General features: G+C 64.8%; 13 protein-coding genes and 1 tRNA gene. 9 read left to right on the plus strand and 5 right to left on the minus strand.

Annotation, left to right across the window (positions count from 1 at the left end; all coding sequences use genetic code 11):
- Positions 1-5: 5 nt before the first annotated feature.
- On the plus strand, positions 6-1,895 hold the full coding sequence (locus tag ACFY68_RS20565) for a propionyl-CoA synthetase (protein ID WP_387531161.1): 1,890 nt from the start codon (positions 6-8) through the stop codon (positions 1,893-1,895).
- Between the two features lie 93 nt (positions 1,896-1,988).
- On the opposite strand, the gene zapE is transcribed toward ACFY68_RS20565, so the two are convergent.
- Positions 1,989-3,074: a cell division protein ZapE gene (gene zapE, locus ACFY68_RS20570; protein WP_387531034.1), complete on the minus strand. Its 1,086-nt coding sequence runs from the start codon at positions 3,072-3,074 to the stop codon at positions 1,989-1,991.
- 105 nt (positions 3,075-3,179) lie between these two features.
- Positions 3,180-3,422: a hypothetical protein gene (locus ACFY68_RS20575; RefSeq protein ID WP_387531037.1), complete on the minus strand. Its 243-nt coding sequence runs from the start codon at positions 3,420-3,422 to the stop codon at positions 3,180-3,182.
- 269 nt (positions 3,423-3,691) lie between these two features.
- On the opposite strand from ACFY68_RS20575, the gene ACFY68_RS20580 reads away from it, so the two are divergent.
- A tRNA-Gln gene (locus ACFY68_RS20580) sits at positions 3,692-3,766 on the plus strand.
- A gap of 291 nt (positions 3,767-4,057) precedes the next feature.
- On the opposite strand, the gene ACFY68_RS20585 is transcribed toward ACFY68_RS20580, so the two are convergent.
- From ACFY68_RS20585 to ACFY68_RS20595, 3 genes are read right to left on the minus strand one after another with little or no spacing between them, the layout of a single operon-like run.
- A complete protein-coding gene (locus ACFY68_RS20585) occupies positions 4,058-6,445 on the minus strand; it encodes a response regulator (protein WP_387531040.1) in 2,388 nt (795 codons plus the stop codon).
- Positions 6,446-6,459: 14 nt separating this feature from the next.
- Entirely contained in the window at positions 6,460-6,921 is a 462-nt protein-coding gene (locus tag ACFY68_RS20590) for a response regulator (RefSeq protein WP_387531043.1), read from the minus strand.
- Between the two features lie 15 nt (positions 6,922-6,936).
- Positions 6,937-9,207 (minus strand): ATP-binding protein, encoded by a 2,271-nt coding sequence (locus ACFY68_RS20595; protein ID WP_387531046.1) that lies wholly within the window; start codon positions 9,205-9,207, stop codon positions 6,937-6,939.
- Positions 9,208-9,472: 265 nt separating this feature from the next.
- On the opposite strand from ACFY68_RS20595, the gene ACFY68_RS20600 reads away from it, so the two are divergent.
- The 7 genes from ACFY68_RS20600 to ACFY68_RS20630 are packed head-to-tail and all read left to right on the plus strand — an operon-like array spanning position 9,473 to position 15,837.
- Positions 9,473-10,015 carry a spore coat U domain-containing protein gene (locus tag ACFY68_RS20600; RefSeq protein WP_387531049.1) on the plus strand — a complete coding sequence of 181 codons (543 nt, stop codon included), beginning with the start codon at positions 9,473-9,475 and terminating at the stop codon, positions 10,013-10,015.
- Positions 10,016-10,045: 30 nt separating this feature from the next.
- Positions 10,046-10,582, plus strand: coding sequence for a spore coat U domain-containing protein (locus ACFY68_RS20605; RefSeq protein ID WP_346615480.1), 537 nt, complete (start codon positions 10,046-10,048; stop codon positions 10,580-10,582).
- Positions 10,583-10,601: 19 nt separating this feature from the next.
- Positions 10,602-11,135, plus strand: a complete 534-nt coding sequence (locus ACFY68_RS20610; protein WP_346615481.1) for a spore coat protein U domain-containing protein — start codon at positions 10,602-10,604, stop codon at positions 11,133-11,135.
- A 9-nt stretch (positions 11,136-11,144) separates the two neighbouring features.
- Positions 11,145-11,648 (plus strand): spore coat U domain-containing protein, encoded by a 504-nt coding sequence (locus ACFY68_RS20615; RefSeq protein WP_387531054.1) that lies wholly within the window; start codon positions 11,145-11,147, stop codon positions 11,646-11,648.
- A 38-nt stretch (positions 11,649-11,686) separates the two neighbouring features.
- Positions 11,687-12,463, plus strand: a complete 777-nt coding sequence (locus tag ACFY68_RS20620) for a molecular chaperone (protein ID WP_387531057.1) — start codon at positions 11,687-11,689, stop codon at positions 12,461-12,463.
- 60 nt (positions 12,464-12,523) lie between these two features.
- Entirely contained in the window at positions 12,524-14,869 is a 2,346-nt protein-coding gene (locus ACFY68_RS20625; RefSeq protein ID WP_387531060.1) for a fimbria/pilus outer membrane usher protein, read from the plus strand.
- Positions 14,866-15,837 (plus strand): spore coat protein U domain-containing protein, encoded by a 972-nt coding sequence (locus ACFY68_RS20630; protein WP_387531063.1) that lies wholly within the window; start codon positions 14,866-14,868, stop codon positions 15,835-15,837. Before ACFY68_RS20625 ends, ACFY68_RS20630 begins: the two co-directional genes overlap by 4 nt.
- Positions 15,838-15,849 lie beyond the last annotated feature (12 nt).

The raw sequence follows: 15,849 nt of genomic DNA on the forward strand, positions 1-15,849 counted from the left end.
TCAACATGACTTACCAGCACAGCTACGCCCACTCCATTGCCGACCCTGCCGCCTTCTGGGCCGAGCAGGCCGATCACCTGGCCTGGTACCGCAAACCTTCCCTGACCCTGCAGGAAAACCCCGACGGCACCCACCAATGGTTTGCCGATGGCCGCCTGAACAGTTGCTACCTGGCCCTTGATCGGCAGATCGAGCTGGGCCGTGGCGAGCAGGCGGCGTTGCTCTACGACTCGCCGGTAACCGGCGTGCAGCAGGCGTTCACCTTTTACCAGCTGCGTGACGAAGTGGCGCGCCTGGCCGGCTTGCTGCGCCAGTTGGGGGTAGGCAAAGGGGATGGGGTAATCATCTACATGCCGATGGTGCCCCAGGCCGCCATGGCCATGCTTGCCTGTGCGCGAATCGGTGCGGTGCACTCGGTGGTGTTTGGCGGTTTCGCTGCCAATGAACTGGCCCTGCGTATCGACGATGCGCGGCCAGCGCTGCTGCTGACGGCATCCTGCGGCCTGGAGTTCGACCGAGTGATCGAGTACAAGCCGCTGGTCGATCGCGCCCTGCAACTGGCCCGCCACCAGCCCCGGCATGTGCTGGTGCTGCAGCGGCCCCAGGCCCACGCCCAGTTGCAGCCCGGCCGCGACCTGGACTGGCAGGAGGCGCTGACGGGTGCCGAGCCGGTGCCCCCCGTGGAGCTGGCTGCCGCTGACCCGCTGTACATCATGTATACCTCCGGCACCACGGGCAAACCCAAGGGTATCGTCCGTGAAAACGGTGGCAACGCGGTGGCGCTCTGTTATGCCATGCGCCACATCTATGGCATGCAGGCCGGCGATGTGTGGTGGGGCATATCCGATGTCGGCTGGGTGGTGGGCCATTCGCTGATCGTCTACGGGCCGCTGATGAGCGGCTGCACCACGGTGTTCTATGAAGGCAAACCGATCCGCACGCCGGATGCTTCGGCCTACTGGCGAGTGGTTGAACAATACAAGGTCAACGCGTTGTTCTGCGCGCCGACCGCCATGCGCGCCATCCGCAAGGAAGACCCGGACGGCGCACTGATCCATAACCATGACCTCAGCTCGTTGCGCCAGTTGTTCCTGGCCGGGGAGAAACTCGACTCCAGCACCCATGAATGGCTGGAGCGGGTCACTGGCAAACCGGTACACGACCACTGGTGGCAGACCGAAACCGGCTGGCCGGTCACCGCGCCTTGCGTGGGCCTGGACGGCAGCGCGGCGCGGCCGGGGTCGAGCAACCGTGCGGTGCCGGGCTACCACGTGCGCGTGCTGGATGACGACGGGCACTTGCTGGGCCCGAACCACCAGGGCGCCATTGTCATCGCACTGCCGCTGCCGCCCGGGTGTAGCCAGACCTTGTGGGGCGACCACGAACGTTACCTGCAAGCGTATCTGCGGACCTACCCCGGTTACTACCATACGGGCGATGGCGGCTACCTGGATGACGAAGGTTTCGTCTACATCATGGGCCGTACCGATGATGTGATAAACGTGTCGGGTCATCGCCTGTCCACGGGCGAGATGGAGGACCTGGTGGCGCGCCACCCTGCAGTGGCCGAGTGCGCGGTGGTTGGTGTGCATGACGAGATCAAGGGGCAGGTGCCGCTGGCGCTGGTGGTGCTCAAGGATGGCGAGGGCATCAGCGAGGGGCAGCTGCTGGTCGAACTGGTGGGCAGTGTGCGCGAGGAGATAGGCGCCCTGGCGTGTTTCAACCGGGTGCGCTTGGTGAAGCGCCTGCCCAAGACCCGTTCCGGGAAGATCTTGCGCGCGGTGCTGCGCAAGATCGCCGATGGGCAGGAGTATGTGCCGCCATCGACGCTGGATGACCCGGCGGTGCTGGGGGAAATCGAGGCGGTGCTGGCGGATTTGCCTCGGGCGGGTTGATGGGTGGCCTTGCTGGCCTCTTGGCAGGCAAGCCCGCTCCTACAGGGGCGGCGCAGCCTTTGTGGGGGCGGGCTCGCCCGTGATGGGGCCTGTTCAGCCAGCGAAGCTGTCAGGCCCAACCTGATGCAACTGCCCCAAGCGGCTACGCGTACGCATCAGGTCGGCAATCGCCCCACCCAGGCTGTCCTCCAGCGGCCGACGCCCGATCACCGTCACCTGCCGGTCCTGGTCATACAGCACATCCACCAGGTTGACGAAGCGCTGCTGCGCCGCCAGTGAGCATTCCGACAGGTCATCCAGCCCATCGATGATCCATGCGTCGTACTGCCCGGCAAGCACCAGGTAGTCGACCACCGCGGTGGGCTGTTCGCACAGGTCATCGAACGCGAACATCACCTGCCGGCCGTCACTGCTCAGCGCTCGCACGTTGCGTTTGTTCACTTCCAGCATGATCGGCTGCGGGTTCGGCACATTCAGCGCCTGGCGCTGCGCCGCATCGCCCGGCCAGGCGTAGTGCCCCTGGGTAAACCGCTGGTGCTCGCGGTTGGCCGGCAAACTGCGAAAGTCCGTGTCACCGCCTACCTCGAGCACCTCCATGCGCCCCTCGATCAGGCGAATCACCGGCAGGAAGCGCTCGTGGTACAGCGGGTTTGGCAGTAGCCCCTCTGGCGCGTAGTTGGAGGTCACCAGCAGGAAGATGCCGCGTGCGAACAAGGCGTTGAACAGGCGGGTGAGCAGCATGGCATCACCGATGTCATGCACATGGAATTCATCGAAGCACAGCACTTGGCAATCGCCCAGCAGCTCATCCAGGGTCGCGCCCAGCGCATCGTCCAGCAGCCGGTGGCGGTGCATGCCCTGGTGCAGGCGGGCGAAGAAATCATGAAAGTGCAGGCGCCGTTTGGCGTCGACGGGTACGGCCTGGAAAAAACCGTCGAGCAGCCAGCTTTTGCCGCGGCCCACCGAGCCGTACAGGTACAGGCTGCGCGGCTCGCCACCCGGCAAACGCGAAAGCTGCTCGGCCATGCTGTGAATGACCCGCCGCTGGCCATCGCTGAGCTGATAGCCGCGGCTTCGTGCTTTATCTTCAAACCACGTAAGCAGTTCACTCTGGGTGGGTGAAGCGGTGCGCAGGCGCTGGCCGAGCTGGCGCAGCGGTGAAGGGATCCAGGCAGACAAAAGCGAAGCTCCTCGGGCGAAGGAATGGCAGGCTGCAGCTTGCCCGAGCTCTGCGTGTTTGACTAATGGAAAAAATGCAGCGGATCTATCGCCTGGCCAGATACGTCATGCCTTGCGCTCCAGCTGGCGCTCGATCATGTATTTGACGGTCAGGCGGCGTTCCTTGAGTTGGCGCAGGTCGTCATCCTGAAAGTTGCCCGCCGAAATCGATTCGGCAGCCAGCACTTGGTTGTCGATGTCGATGTACTCGTCGAGCAGGCGGTCGAGGGTCTTGTCCTGCTGGCGCCGCTGCTGGACGATTTCGCGGGGGTAGTGCAGGTCCTGGTACAGGTCGTGGGAAACAGGCATGGCGTCCTCCTTGGTCAATACAGATTGCTTATCTGATTGGAAGGGCGGAATGCGATTGTGTTGAAGCGAAGCGGCGGAAAACCGACGGGTGGTCGCCCGGCGCTGCCTTTCACCACCTCCAAACACTAACTTGCTGTTTTAAAGCATTTTTTTTGCTTGAGGGGGTTCACAGGTCGAAAGATTGTTGTTAAAGTGCCGCGCATTCCAAGACAACAACCCAGTTGTCACTCAGTTGGAATGGTCAGAGCAGCTAACGCTGCATCCGATACAGGGGCGTCGCCAAGCGGTAAGGCAGCAGGTTTTGATCCTGCCATGCGTTGGTTCGAATCCAGCCGCCCCTGCCATTTTTCAAATACGTATTTCAACCCGGTGCAGATTACCTCGGCGCTGGGTTTTGTCGTTTCCGTCGCTTGCGCTGGCCGCTTCGCGGGTCAACCCGCTTTCGTATTTGGCGGGGATCCTGTAGGAGCGGCTTCAGCCGCGAACACCGGCGAAGCCGGTGCCATCCACCGCAGCGCCTGCTTCGCGGCTGAAGCCGCCCCACAGGGTATGCGACGCCCTCAAGCGCAGCGCTGTCTCTGTAGGAGCGGGTTTACCCGCGAAGGGCCGGTGAAGGCAACATCAATTACCAGGCATTACCTGGCGACCCTCAACAGCTCATCCAGCACCCGCGCCAGCTCTTCAGCTTGCACCGGCTTCTGCATCACCAGGCTGTCCGGCAACTCCAGCCCCTGCAACTCCGCATACCCGGTCAAGAACACCACCGGCAATAGCGGATGCCGTTCGCGTGCTGCGTGGGCCAGCTGGGCGCCGTTGAATTCGGGCATGGCAAAGTCGGTCAGCAACAGGTCGATCTCCTCGTCCAGCAAGGCAAGCGCCTGTTCGCCGTTGTGCGCCTGGCGCACCTGGTAACCGTACTGGCGCAGTACATCGCCGAGCATGTCGCGCACCAGGTGGTCATCATCCACCAGCAGCACCGTACGGTCGCGGCCGCTATCGCTGGCCGACTGCAAGGCAGCCGGTAACACAGGTTCAGCCGCCACCTCATGCTTCACCGCCGGCAGGTATACGGCCACCTGGGTACCATGCCCCGGCTCGGTATCGATGCGCACGCCGCCACCGGACTGCTTGGCAAAGCCGAACACCTGGGCCAACCCCAGCCCCGAGCCTTTGCCGATGTCCTTGGTGGTGAAGAACGGTTCGAACACCTTGGCCACCACTTCCTCGCTCATGCCGCAGCCGGTGTCGCGGATGCTCAGCATCACGTACTCGCCAGGCTCGGGGTCTTCCGGGCGTTGCGGGCGGGCGTTTATCCGCGTGTTGCGGGTCGCGAGGGTAAGTTGGCCACCTTCAGGCATGGCGTCACGGGCATTGATCGCCAGGTTGAGGATGATCATTTCGGTCTGGGTCGGGTCGGTCAGCGCTTGCCACAGGCTGTGGTCCAGGTCCAGGCGCACCGATACGTTGCCGCCCAGGGTGCGGCGCAGCAATTCCTCCAGGCCGCTCAACGTGCGGTTGAGGTTGAGCGGCACCGGCTCCAGGCGCTGGCGGCGAGAAAAGGCCAGCAGTTGCGACGTCAGTTTTGCGCCCCGCTCACCGGCTTCGCGGATGTGCGTGAGGCGCGTGCGTGCTTTATCCAGGTCATTCTTGCCCAGGTCCCGCTCAAGAAAGCTGGCACCGGTAAGGATGACCGTGAGCAGGTTGTTGAAGTCGTGGGCGACGCCGGCCGTTAGCTGGCCGACCGCTTCCAGCCGCTGCATCTGCTGCAGCGCCGCCTCGATACGCTCGCGCTCGGTGATCTGCTCGCGCAGGCGGTCGTTGGCTTCAGCCAGGCCCAGGGACGCTTCGCGCTCGCTGGTGATGTCGCGCGCGACCACATAAAGCAGCGTGTCTTCCGGCACCACCACCCAGGACAGCCAGCGCAACTGGCCACCGGCATGCTGGATGCGGCCGACGAAACGGGCACTGGTGCGGCCATGGGCGAGGGCGGCCAGCTCGGTCAGCAGCGACTCCTGGTCGGCTTCGGGCAGCAGGTGCAACAGCGAGGTCTGGCTCAGGCGCTCCCGCGAAAAACCCAGGCTGGCTTCCCAGGCAGGGTTCAATGCCACCGGGGTCAGGTCCTTGTTGAGCACGGCCAGCAAGTCCTGGGACAGCTCCCAGGCGCGGTCACGCTCGCGGGTACGGCGCTCGACCCGTTCGCCGAGCATTTCGTTGAGCTGCTTGAGTGCCTGGGTGGCCAGGCGTTGCGTGTGGATGTCCTGCAGCACGCCAGAGAAGCGCGTGCACTGGCCATCGACGAACTGGCACTGGCCGCTGCTGAGCAGCCAACGCGGTTCCAGGCCATTGGGTTGGGCGATGCGAAATTCGACCCGGTACAGGCCGTCGCTGTCTGGGCGCATGGCGTGCAGAACCGCTTCGCGTACCCGCGGCACGTCGTCGGGGTAAATGCCGGCGTAGAACACATCCAGGGTCATTTCGGTGTCGACCGGCAACCCGAACAGGGTTTTGCAGCGGTCGTCCCAGACCAGCAGATCCTCATGCGGCCGGAAGTCCCAGGTGCCCATGCCGGCGGCATCGATGGCAATGCGTGCGCGTGCCTCGACATCTGCCAGCGCTTCCTCGGCACGGCGCCTGCGCTGGCGCTCGTGCACTTCAGTGAGCGCCCGGCGCACGGCCTTGGGCAGCAGGGGCAGGTTTTTCTTCAGCACATAGTCGGTGGCACCCAGGCGGATCATCTCCACCGCATGCTCTTCACCGTAGATGCCGGACAGGTAGATGAACGGCGTATCGGGCGCCAGGCGCTGAGCGATGGCCAGCACTTCGGTGCCGGACGAGCCGGGCAGCACGCAGTCACAGAGGATCAGGTCATAGCTGGTTTCGCGCAGGGCGTGCTCGGCGGCGATGTGGTCGAACACCAGCCGCGATTGCACCAGCAACCCGCTGCGCTCAAGGCTCAGCAGGGTCAGCTCGGCATCCATCGAGCTGTCTTCGACCATCAGTAGTTTGAGCGGCGTTGGCTGCATCTTCGCGGCGGGCCTCAGTTGCTGCCACGCCGGTTCAGGCGCAGGGAGCCGGGTGGGGGTTCGTTGAGCACCGCCCAGAATATGCCAAGGTCGGAGATCGCCGCGACGAACTCCTTGAACTCCACGGGCTTGACCACGTAGGCGTTGACCCCAAGCTCATAGGCGCGCAGCAGGTCGGGTTCCTCGCGCGAGGAGGTCAGCATCACCGTCGGGATGCTCCGTAGTTCCGCCGTGGCGCGTACTTCCTTGAGCACCTCAAGGCCATCGACCTTGGGCAGCTTCAGGTCCAGCAGCAAGACCGCCGGGTTGCCGTCGTCGCGGTCGGCATAGGCATTGCGGCGCAGCAGGTAGTCGAGGGCGTCGGCGCCGTCGCGCAAAACGATGACCTCATTGGCCAACTGGCTGCGTTCCAGGGCCAGGAGGGTAAGCTCCAGGTCCCTGGGGTTATCTTCGACCAGCAGGATAGGTTTGAGCATGATCTTTCGGGTGCCTCAGGTGTTCTCTGGATGACGGGGTAGGGTGAAATGGAAACTGGCGCCTTGGTCGACCTGGCCTTCGGCCCACACCCGGCCGTCGTGGCGCTCGATGATCCGGCGCACGCTGGCCAGGCCGATCCCGGTGCCCTCGAAGTCTTCCATGCGGTGCAGGCGCTGGAACACGCCAAACAGCTTGTTGGCGTAGGCCATGTCGAAACCGACACCATTATCGCGAATATAGACCTCGGTTTCATCGGCGTGTTGCCGCGCGCCGATCTCGATGCGCGCCGGCTCACGCCCACGGGTGTATTTGATGGCGTTGGCCACCAGGTTGTGCAGCGCCAGGTTGATGAAGGCCGGGTCGCCGATCACCTTGGGCAGCGGCGCGACATCCCAGACAATCTCGCGGCCCTCGTAGTCCGGTGACAGCTCCTGGCGGATGGCCTCGACCAGGGCATTGAGGTCGACATCCGACAGGCGCAGCGCCGAACGGCCCATCTGCGAGAAGTTGAGCAGGTTGTCCACCAGGCTACCGGCGAACTGCGCGGCTTCGGAGATGTGCGTGAGGAAGCGCCTGCCCCGTTCGCTCAGGCCTTGGCCTTCGATTTCACCGAGCAGTTCGGTGTAGCCGGCGATATGCCGCAACGGCGCGCGCAGGTCGTGGGACACGCTGTAGGAAAACGCTTCGAGCTCCTTGTTCGAGCGGCGCAGTTCGTTGGCCAGTTGCGCCAGCTCTTCGGCCTTGCGCAGCACGATACCGAGCACGGCAGTGCGTAGCTCCACCACACCCTCAAGGGTTAGCGGGTCCCAGGGTTCGCAGTAGCCGCTGAGCTGTTCCTGCCAATGCTCGAAGCTGTGCCGCGGGTTGAGCGCGCCCTGCGGGCTGAGCTGCTTTTCGGGGCGGCCGGCCCAGTTGACCGTGCGCACCTGCTCGGGGCGGAACCACAGCAGGTAGTGGGAATGGATCTGCGAAATGGCCACCGCCAGCACTCCACCGGCATGCTCGGCCAGTTCCGGCAACTCGTCGATGTCACGGCACACATTGTCGCTATGGAACACCGTTTCGCCATCGCGCTGGCCCAGCCAGTGCACCAGGGCGTTCACCTGAGCTTCAGGGGGCGTGTGGCCGAACAGGTCACAACGCTCGGCGGAAATCACCGCCGCGCCGCTGGCCCCGGCGAACGCCAACAGTACCTCGGGCAACGCCCGCAGGCCGTCGCTGACGCTGTCATGGTCAGCCATGGAGGAGATCATCCGCACGATGTGCTGGCGCAGGTCGAGCAGTTTTCGCGTATTGGCATGCGACTCGCGCGACTCGATCTGCAACGACAACACGCTGGCCAGCAGCTCGCACGCGGTGCGGGTGCGCAGGTCGACCGGGCGGGGCCGTTGGTGGTGGCACGAGACCAGCCCCCACAGCTGGCCGTCGACCACGATCGACAGTGACATCGAGGCCAGGGTGCCCATGTTGCGCATGTACTGCAGGTGCACCGGCGAAACACTGCGCAATGCGGCGAACGTCATGTCCAGCGGCTTGCCGGTACGTGGGTTGGCGGCCGGTACCAGCGGTGAGGGCTGGTAGTCGGCATCCTCGATCACGCGGATGCGGTTTACCCGGTACAGCTCGCGGGCCTGGCGGGGGATGTCGGACGCTGGGAAGCACAGGCCGAGATACTGGGGGTAGCCGTCGTCAGCCACCTCGGCAAGCACCTCGCCGTTGCCTTCGGCATCGAAGCGGTAGGCTTTGACCCGGCCAAAGCCGGTGATGCGCTTTATCTGCAGCACGGTCTGCTGCAGGAGTTCTTGCAGATTGCTCGCGTTGTTCAGGCTGCTGACGAAGCCGCGCACCAGCGGGTAATAGTCGCCCTGGTCGTTGATGCCAGCGGCCTGGCGCAAGGGTTCGAACTCGGCGATCAGCACCTGGTCATGGCGGTGGGCGAGCAGGCGCAGCTTGTCGGTATCGAGCGCGCCATGGCGCAGGCGTACATCGCCGATGTGGAACGGGAACACATCGTCGTTGGGCAGGCGCTCAAGGTGGGTACGCAGGTCGAAATTCTCGCTGACCACCTCGGCGAAGGCACAACCCATCAGCGCCTGGGCGGGCACGCCCAGCCAGCGCTCGACATTTTCGCTGGCCTGGAGAATGCGCAGGTCCTGTTCGTCGAGCACCAGCATGAAACCGTGGGGCTGGATGCTGCCCGGTACCTGGATCGGCTCCTGGGCACAGCGTTCCACGGCTTCGGCGAGTGCGATGTCTGCGGTCGTCAATGAATACGCTCCTGTCATGTTCGTCCATGCATGGCGCGCATGCGTGTGATGCCGACCGGTTGGTCGCTGTGCACCGTACCAGAATGTGCACGGCTTTGCCGGCCTATGGCCATTGGAGGCATTGAACGTGCGTGGGTTCGGTGTGCTTGAGAAAAATCTTGAGGGTTGTTGCTTCAGCCCGTTAAGCCTTTGTTATTACTCCCAAAGAATGGCGCCCGGCGATCACGCCTTCGTCCCCGGCTGCTACGCTCAAAATCAGAACACATGTAACAAGGAACGTGAAGTGACGGAACGCTTTCTGGCCGTGCTGTTGGGCCTGTTGTTGAGCGGCAGTTTGTTGAGCGGCAGTGCCGTAGCGGCGGACTTCCTCGTCGAGGTGCGGGTCCAGGTGCAGCGGGGCTGCATGCTGATCAATCAGCAGCGCGATGCGGGCGCACAGGCCCTGGGTCGGATCGACCTGGGCGCTGCCGCACGTCTGGATGGCCCTGGCGCCCCGCTGAGCGGCGTGCTGCTGAACCAGCGCCCGCCACGGCTGGAATGCAACCCCGACACGCAATACCAGGTGCGCGTTGACGGCGGCCAGCACGGCGGCGCTGGTGAGCTACGCTTCCTGGCCAGTGAAGACACCCAGGCCCGGCCCATTCCTTACCGCCTGTACCGCGACGCCGCCTGGCGCGAGCCGGTGGCCGTGGGCGAACCGCACGCCGCACGCGTGCCCGACAGCGGCACGGTCGAACTCCCGCTCTACGCCCGCATCGACAAGCTGGCCTGGGTACCCCGCGCGGGCCAGTACGCCGACCTGCTCAAAGTCACGGTCACCTGGTAGCGAGGCCACCATGCACAAGGACGTCACGCCATGAACCGCACTTCGATCCTGCTGCTCAGCCTTGGCCCTCTGCTGTTGCCTGCTGGCACCGCCCATGGCACCACTACCGGCTTCATCCAGGCGCGCCTGGTAATCAGCGCTGCCTGCCAGATCAGCAGCGGCGATCAGCCGCCCGCGACCCTCGGTAACCCCGGGTTGATGGACTTTGGCGAGCGCGGCCCAAACTGGGACCAGCCGCTGCGCAGCCGAGTGGACGAAGCCGGCGGCGAGGGCAGTTTGCAGATCAGCTGCACGCCCCAGGTCAGGGCTTTCAACGTGCGCATCAATGGCGGCCTCAATGGCAACGACGGCGTGCGCAGGCTGAGCAACGGCCGCGAACTGATCCCTTACCAACTGGCGGTCGACCCGGGCGGCAACAGCCGTTACGGCATCGGCCAGGCCCGCGCCTTCACCATCAGCAGTACCGAGCAAGTCCCGATTCCGATTTACGGCGTGGTGGTGGCGCAGCCGCGCGCACTGCCGGCCGGGCTGTACCGCGACACCCTGAGAGTGACCCTGGACTGGTAAACAACGCAAGGAGACTCCGATGCGAACGAACCTCACCCACTGCATCCTCGCTGGCCTTGGCCTGGCGTTGGCATCCCACGCCCAGGCCGCCACGGTGACCGGGACCATCAGCTCGACCCTGACGCTTATATCGGCCTGCCAGGTCAATGGCACCACAGGTACCTCCGGGCTGAACTTCGGTACCCTCAGTTTCGGCACCCAGGAGGCGCTGTTCACCACGGCCAACGGCCAGGTGCTGGGCGGTGGTGGCGGCGCCATGAGCATCCTCTGCTCGGCAGGCACGGTGCCAGCGATACGCGTGCGCGCGGGCGCCCATGATGGCGCATCGAGCGGTGGCACCCGGGCGCTGGCCGACGGCGCCGGCAACTTCGTACCGTACGACTTCTATACCGACACCGGGCGTACCCAACTGCTGGCCATCGACGGCACCATCACCCTGCCGACCAGCACCGGCGTGGCCCAGACCGTCAACCTCTACGGCCAGGCACGCGGCAAGGCCGGCCTGCCGGCCGGGGTCTACACCGACACGGTGGCTGTCGAGCTGTCGTTCTGAGCCGCGGCCATGCGCCGTTGGCTTGGCGGCTGTGTCACGGGGGTTGGGCTGTTGCTGGCAACGCCAGTGAACGCTGCGACCAGCAGCACGTTCCAGGTTTCGGCGACGATCACCGCAGGGTGCTTGGTGGTGGGCGGTGTCACCAGCTATGGCGTGCTCAATTACGGCACGCAATCGGCGCTGTCGACCGGCATTCTCAGTACCTCGTTGGGGGGTACCACCGTGACCTTCCAATGCACGCCGGGGGTCAGCCTGAGCATGAGCCTGGATGGCGGGCAGAACGCCGCCAGCGGCACGCGCTTCCTCAAACGCAGCGGCGGCACCCAGGTGCTGGCCTATCAGCTTTATCAGGATGCGGGCTACAGCCAGAGCCTGGGCATCGGCCAGAGCGCGGTGGTGAGCTACAGCGATCCAACCGCGATCAAGCTGCCCGTCTATGGGCGTACCCAACTGACCGGGACGCTTCCCGCAGGCACCTATACCGATGTAGTGCAAGTGACGGTGACCTGGTGAGACAACCGGGCCCCAGACATTAGACCAAGGAGAGCGGCATGCGGGCAGGCGCGAAGTGGGCGCAGGGTTTGATCGGGTTATTGCTGCTGGCGAGCTTGCCAGCGGGGGCGGCGACTTCAGTGCTTATCTGGCCGATCGATCCGGTACTGGAAGCGGACCAGAAGGCCGGTGCGCTGTGGCTGGAAAACCGCGGCTCGGCCCCGGCCAGCCTGCAGGTGCGGGTGTTCGCCTGGCGCCAGGGCAATTATGAAGAACAATTCCAGGCACAGCGCGAGATCATCGGCAGCCCGCCGGTGGCCACCATCGCCCCGGGGCAAAAGCAGTTGATCCGCCTGACCCGCACCGGCAGCTCGCCGGCCGGCCAGGAGCAAGCCTACCGCATCATCATCGACGAAATCCCTTCGCCACTGCCAACGGACAACGCCAACCAGGGCGCCACGGCGGCTATTCGCCTGCAGATGCGTTATTCGGTGCCGCTGTTCGTCTACGGCGAAGGCCTGTGGGGCAAGCCGGACCCGGAAGGCAAACGCAGCGCCAGTGGCGTCGGCAAGCCGCAGTTGAGCTGGCGGCCGGTGACGGTGCAGGGCAAACCCTATGTCGAATTGCGCAACACCGGCCCGGTGCACGCCCGCCTCACGGACGTGGTGGTGCAGCAGGGCAGCCAGGCCAAACCCTTGGCCGAAGGCCTGCTCGGCTATGTGCTGCCCGGCGCCAGCATGCGCTGGCCAGCGCCGGTGGTACCCAACAGCAGTGGCGTACTGAAAGGGAGGGTGAACGGCCAGGAGGCTGCCGAAGCGATCCGCCAGGGGCAATGAGCCCGTTACTGATTGATGTTCTGGGGCCAGGGAGGACCCGGCAATGGTCGGAATCCGTGTGTGAAATGGCTGTCGCGGGCAACGCGCCGCTGGTACCTGGGGTTGGCCGTATTGGGCCCCAGCCTGGCTGTGGCCGACGACCTGCCGCCGCCGCCCACCGAAGCCGCCGCCACCGCCGATGCCACGCTGTACCTCGACCTGTTGGTGAACCAGGTGCCCAGGGCTGAGCTGGTGCCCGTCCAGCAGCGGGCTGGCCGGCTGTTCCTCGACAGTGAAGTGCTGCGTGCGGCCGGCATCGCGCTGCCGGGTGCGCCGGAAGGTGAAGTGGCGCTGGACGGCGTGGCGGGCCTGCACACCGACTACGATAGCCAGAACCAGCGGTTGCTGCTGCAAGTACCGCCCGCGTGGCTGCCGGACCAGCAGGTAGGCGACCGCAACCTGTACCCGGCCAGCGATGCGCGCAGCAGTTTCGGCGCGCTGTTCAACTATGACCTGTACCTGAACGACACCGACGACGGCGGCACCTACCTGGCCGCCTGGAACGAGCTGCGCCTGTTCGACAGCTGGGGCACCTTCGCCACCACCGGCCAGTGGCGCCAGTCGTTCAACGGCGCGGTAACCGACGACGGCCGCCAGGGCTTCCTGCGTTATGACACCACCTGGCGCTTCACCGACGAGCAACGCTTGCTGACCTACGAGGCCGGCGACTTCGTTACCGGTGCCTTGCCCTGGACCAGCTCGGTGCGTGTCGGTGGCCTGCAGCTGTCGCGCGATTTTGCCGCGCGCCCGGACCTGGTCACCTACCCCTTGCCGGCGTTCGCTGGCGAGGCGGCCGTGCCAACCTCGCTGGACCTGTTCATCAACGGCTACAAGTCCAGCACCACCGAGTTGCAACCTGGGCCTTACACGCTGACCAACGTGCCGTTCATCAACGGTGCGGGCGAGGCGGTGGTGGTGACCACCGACGCCCTGGGTCGGCAGGTGTCCACCACGTTGCCGTTCTATGTCACCAGCAGCCTGCTGCAAAAAGGTCTTTCTGACTTCACGGTGGCTGCCGGTAGCCTGCGCCGGGACTATGCCGTGCGCGATTTCAGCTACGGCCCCGGCGTGGCTTCGGCCAGCCTGCGCCATGGCGTCAGTGACTTCTTCACCCTGGAAAGCCACGTCGAAACCGCCGAGTCGCTGGTTCTCGGCGGCCTGGGCGGCAACATGCGTCTGGGCAATTTCGGTGTGCTCAACGCGGCCTTGGCGCAGAGCCAGTTCGACGGTGAAAAAGGCCATCAGGTCGCCCTCGGCTACCAGTACAACAGCCAGCGTATGGGCTTCAGTTACCAGCGCCTGCAACGCCATGGCGACTATGCCGACCTGAGCCGGGTAGGCAGCCCCGACATGCAACTGAGCCAGCGCAGCGAGCAGGTCACCCTGAGCCTCAACCTTGACCGCTTCGGCAGCCTGGGCGCCGGCTACTTCGATGTGCGCGCCGGTGACGGCACGCGCACCCGGCTGATCAACCTGAGCTGGAGCAAGCCGCTGTGGGGCAACAGCAGCCTCTACCTGTCGGCCAACCGTGAGGTCGGCGACAGCCAGTGGGCGGTGCAGGCGCAATTGGTGATCCCCATTGACTTCAGCGGCACCCTGGCCCTGAGCCTGGAGCGCAGCAAGGAAGGCGAAGACCTGCAGCGGGTCAACTACAGCCGTGCAGTGCCGGTGGGCGGCGGCGTGGGTTACAACCTGGGCTATGCCACCGGTGGCGACCGCGACGCCTACCGCCAGGCCGATGTCACCTGGCGCCTGCAGTCGGTACAGCTGCAGGCTGGCGTCTACGGCAACAGCGGCGAGATGACCCGCTGGGCCGACGCCAGCGGCTCGCTGGTGTGGATGGATGCCGGGGTGTTCGCCGCCAACCGCATCGATGATGCCTTCGTGGTGGTCAGCACCAATGGTTACGCCGATGTGCCGGTGCGCTACGAGAACCAAGAGATCGGCCGCACCGACAAAGGCGGCCATTTGCTGGTGCCGTACAGCAGTGGTTATTACCGCGGCAAATACGAAATCGACCCCATGGACCTGCCGCCCGACGTGCTCGCGCCGAATGTGGAGCAGCGGGTTGCGGTGCGCCGTGGCAGCGGCTACCTGCTGGAATTCCCACTCAAGCGGGTACTGGCCGCCAGCCTCGAACTGGTCGATGGCAACCAGCAGCCGCTCAAGCTGGGCAGCACGGTCATTCACCAGCAAAGCGGGAGCCAGGCGGTGGTGGGCTGGGATGGGTTGGTGTACCTGGAGAACCTGTCGCCGCACAACCGCCTGCAGGTGCAGCTGGAAGGAGGAGGGCAGTGCCAGGTCGAATTCGATTTGCCGCAGGTGGAGGGCTCGATCCCATTGATTGGCCCGTTGGTGTGCCGATGAACAGGGCGCGATGTCGCCTGTTGCTGGCCACGCTGCTGCTGCCGGCAAGCTCGGCCTGGGCGTTATGCTCGTCGCCGGCGACCGCCCCTGCAGCGTTCGGCACCGTCAACTCGACGCTGGTGCGCAACGCCGTGCAAAATGCCTCGACGACCAATGCCGGGCTGCAATGCACGGGCTCGCTGTTGTCACTGCTGGTGAACAGCGATCACTTCTACCTCACCATCACGTCTGCCGGAACCGGGCTGCGGGGGCCGACCGGGGATGTCATCCCGTATACGATCTACGCCAATAACACCACCAGCTACCCCATCGCCCGTGGCACGCAGTTCGACTTCGCCCGCAACGGCCTTATCGACGCGTTGGGGCTGCTTAATGGCAACTCGCCCAAAACTGTGCCGCTGTATCTGAAGACGGTGGTTGGCGCCAATGTCGCGGCGGGTGTGTACACCGAGACGCTGAACCTCGCCTGGGTGTGGGATTACTGTTCGGGCATCGGCCTGGGCAATATCTGCCTGGGGCGTGACAGAGGTTCAGGAAACCAGACCCTCACGGTGACCCTGACCGTCAGTAACGACTGCCAGATCACCACGCCCAGCATCAACTTTGGCAGTGCCCCGGTGGTGGCGGGCTTCGGTACGGTCAGCCAGGGCATCAGCTTGTCGTGCACCAAGGGCAGCAGCTATACGGTGGGGCTGGATGACGGCCAGAATGCGGCTGGCGGGCGCCGGCGGATGAAATCTGCGGCCAACAACTACCTGGCTTACGACATCTTCAAGAGCGCAGGTGCGGTGCGCTGGGGTTCGCTGACGAGTGCGAGAAGGTCGAGCAGCGATGCCGATGTGAACCCAGGCGCGGGCACCGGGACCGGCAGCCAGGTATTCAATTACAACGCCAAGGTCTATACCGACCAGGCCACACCGCCGGCCACGACTTATACCGATAACGTGATTCTCGATGTGCAGTTTTGACTATGCGCGCCT

This window comes from Pseudomonas sp. NPDC012596 (assembly GCF_042902325.1).
Taxonomy (GTDB): domain Bacteria; phylum Pseudomonadota; class Gammaproteobacteria; order Pseudomonadales; family Pseudomonadaceae; genus Aquipseudomonas.

Excerpts from the sequence above, each read along its gene's own strand:
- ACFY68_RS20565 (WP_387531161.1), top strand. The coding sequence starts at position 6 with ATGACTTACCAGCACAGCTACGCCCACTCCATTGCCGACCCTGCCGCC.
- ACFY68_RS20575 (WP_387531037.1), bottom strand. The coding sequence starts at position 3,422 with ATGCCTGTTTCCCACGACCTGTACCAGGACCTGCACTACCCCCGCGAA.
- ACFY68_RS20585 (WP_387531040.1), bottom strand. The coding sequence starts at position 6,445 with ATGCAGCCAACGCCGCTCAAACTACTGATGGTCGAAGACAGCTCGATG.
- ACFY68_RS20590 (WP_387531043.1), bottom strand. The coding sequence starts at position 6,921 with ATGCTCAAACCTATCCTGCTGGTCGAAGATAACCCCAGGGACCTGGAG.
- ACFY68_RS20595 (WP_387531046.1), bottom strand. The coding sequence starts at position 9,207 with ATGACAGGAGCGTATTCATTGACGACCGCAGACATCGCACTCGCCGAA.
- ACFY68_RS20605 (WP_346615480.1), top strand. The coding sequence starts at position 10,046 with ATGAACCGCACTTCGATCCTGCTGCTCAGCCTTGGCCCTCTGCTGTTG.
- ACFY68_RS20610 (WP_346615481.1), top strand. The coding sequence starts at position 10,602 with ATGCGAACGAACCTCACCCACTGCATCCTCGCTGGCCTTGGCCTGGCG.
- ACFY68_RS20615 (WP_387531054.1), top strand. The coding sequence starts at position 11,145 with ATGCGCCGTTGGCTTGGCGGCTGTGTCACGGGGGTTGGGCTGTTGCTG.
- ACFY68_RS20620 (WP_387531057.1), top strand. The coding sequence starts at position 11,687 with ATGCGGGCAGGCGCGAAGTGGGCGCAGGGTTTGATCGGGTTATTGCTG.
- ACFY68_RS20630 (WP_387531063.1), top strand. The coding sequence starts at position 14,866 with ATGAACAGGGCGCGATGTCGCCTGTTGCTGGCCACGCTGCTGCTGCCG.